This window comes from Streptomyces sp. NPDC002690, from assembly GCF_053592415.1.
In genome coordinates, this window is sequence record NZ_JBSFVR010000642.1 from 1 (window position 1) to 2,318 (window position 2,318).

Sequence of the window (2,318 nt, forward strand, 5' to 3'; positions counted from 1 at the left end):
CGGTCGGTCAGCCAGGAGATGGCGTCGCCCTGGTCGGTGAGGAGCGGGACCAGGTGGTTCGTGACGATCTTGCCGAGGACGTTGGCACCGGCACCCGCGACGGCTCGCCGGACGGGTCCCCCGACCCGGACGTCACCGCCGAGGTGATCGGTACGGCCGGCGCTGCCCGACGGGCCGGGGCGGTGACCGTCGCCGTGCGGACCTCCGGCGGCATCACGTCCCTCAGGCTGACGGCCTCCCGGGGCGGCCCGGCCGTCTGGGCGGCTCGTACCGACGCCCGCTGGCTGCGGCTCAGCCGTTCCTCGGGCACGCTCGCGGCGGGGGAGAGCGTGACCGTGCACGTCCAGGTGGACCGGTCGCGGGAGCCGCGCCACCCCTGGCGGGCCCGCGTCGTCCTGGCGCCCGGGTCCCAGCACGTACGGATCGAGGGGCGCGGCCGGACCCCCGCGTTCACCGGCTTCCCGGCGGGCGGGCCGCTGCGTCCCATGACGCCCGACGCCCCGCCCGCCCCCACGCGGCCTGCCGCGCCTGCCGTACCTGCCGCGCCCGAGGCCCCCGAGCCCCCCGCGCCCGTTTCCGGGGCCCCGACCGGGGCGGCCCCGGCCCCGGCGGACTCCGCCGGGCCACCGCCGAGCCCGTCACCGGACCCGACCGGCCCGCCGGCCACGCAGGGTCCGGCCACGCAGGCCCCGGCCATGCAGGACCCGCCCGGCCAGTCACCGGGCGAACTGCCCGACCGTCCGCCGGCCGGCGGGCCGACCCCGTCCGCCCGGCCCACCGGCACCGGCGAACCGGCCCCGGCGGGCTGAGACGCCACCGCCCCCACCCACCGGGGCGGGAGCACCGGCCTCAGGGGGAGCACCGGCCTCAGGGGGAGTACCGGCCTCAGGCCGGGGGCACCGGGTCCGCCGGGTGCGGGGCCATCGGCAGCAGCGAGGCGAGCCGCTGCTCGCAGAGCTCGACCAGCCGCTCGTACGCCTCCTTGCCCATCAGCTCCGTGAGCTCGGGGCGGTACGTGACGTACACCGGGTCGCCCGCGCCGTGCGCGGAGGTGGCGGAGGTGCACCACCAGTGCAGGTCGTGACCGCCCGGGCCCCAGCCCCGGCGGTCGTACTCGCCGATGGAGATCTGGAGCACCCGGGTGTCGTCGGGCCGGTCGATCCAGTCGTACGTCCGCCGGACCGGGAGCTGCCAGCAGACGTCCGGCTTGGTCTCCAGCGGCTCCTTGCCCTCCTTCAGCGCCAGGATGTGCAGCGAGCAGCCCGCGCCACCGGCGAAGCCGGGACGGTTCTGGAAGATGCAGGAGCCCTTCCAGCGGCGCGTCTGGCGCTCACCGTCGTCGTCGATGCCGACCCATCCCGTCGACGTGCCGACGTCGTGGAACTGCCACATGTCCGGGGTCAGCCGCTCGACGTGCCCGGCCACCCGCTTCTCGTCGTCCTCGTCGGAGAAGTGGGCGCCCAGCGTGCAGCAGCCGTCGTCCGCGCGGCCCGCCTGGATGCCCTGGCAGCCGCTGCCGAAGATGCACGTCCACCGGGAGGTCAGCCACGTCAGGTCGCAGCGGAACACCTGCTCGTCGTCGGCGGGGTCCGGGAACTCCACCCACGCCCGGGGGAAATCGATGCCCTTCTCGTCGGACCGGTCGGGTCCGTTCTCTTCCGTCCGCTGGCTCTCCTGATTCTGATCCTGATTCTTTTGAGGCTTCTTCGTTGCTTTGCCCGGCTTCGCCTTGTTCGTCTTTGGCACGCGCCAAGGGTAAGTCCCTTTCGGCGTAGCGTTCCGGGTATGAGACTCGGAGTTCTCGACGTGGGGTCGAACACGGTTCACCTGCTGCTGATGGATGCCCATCCCGGTGCCCGTCCGCTGCCCGCGCACTCGCACAAGGCGGAGCTCCGCCTCGCCCAGCTGCTCGACGCGGGCGGGGCGATCGGTCCCGAGGGTGTCGACCGGCTGGTCGCCGCCGTGGCCGAGGCGGTCCAGGCCGCCGAGGACAAGGGGTGCGAGGAGGTGCTGGCGTTCGCCACCTCGGCGGTACGGGACGCCGTCAACGCCGACGACGTGCTGGGCCGGGTGCGCGCCGAGACCGGCGTCGACCTCGCGGTCCTCAGCGGCGAGGAGGAGGCGCGGCTGACCTTCCTGGCCGCCCGGCGCTGGTTCGGCTGGTCGGCGGGGAAGCTGCTGTTGCTCGACATCGGGGGCGGCTCGCTGGAGATCGCCCTCGGGCTGGAGCACCCTGGTCCGTGATCCGGAACTTGCGGGCCATGCCCCCCGACGGGTCGGGGATGCGCTCCACCAGCCCGGCCTGCATCGCGGCGGCG

At 74.8% G+C, this 2,318-nt stretch carries 2 protein-coding genes and 2 pseudogenes; 2 read left to right on the forward strand and 2 right to left on the reverse strand.

Annotated elements, in window-relative coordinates; translation table 11 throughout:
- Positions 1–194 precede the first annotated feature (194 nt).
- Complete coding sequence (locus tag ACWD3D_RS36220) at positions 195–809, forward strand: BACON domain-containing protein (protein ID WP_451464912.1); 615 nt, start codon at positions 195–197, stop codon at positions 807–809.
- Positions 810–885: 76 nt separating this feature from the next.
- Here the strand turns inward: ACWD3D_RS36220 and ACWD3D_RS36225 are convergent, their stop codons facing one another.
- A complete protein-coding gene (locus ACWD3D_RS36225; RefSeq protein WP_451464913.1) occupies positions 886–1,746 on the reverse strand; it encodes a hypothetical protein in 861 nt (286 codons plus the stop codon).
- Between the two features lie 39 nt (positions 1,747–1,785).
- Between ACWD3D_RS36225 and ACWD3D_RS36230 the strand changes: the two are divergent.
- A pseudogene (locus ACWD3D_RS36230) lies at positions 1,786–2,229 on the forward strand (Ppx/GppA phosphatase family protein); the annotation flags it as partial.
- Here ACWD3D_RS36230 and ACWD3D_RS36235 read toward each other — a convergent pair.
- A pseudogene (locus ACWD3D_RS36235) lies at positions 2,228–2,318 on the reverse strand (MarR family transcriptional regulator); the annotation flags it as partial. The pseudogenes ACWD3D_RS36230 and ACWD3D_RS36235 sit on opposite strands and share 2 nt — an antisense overlap.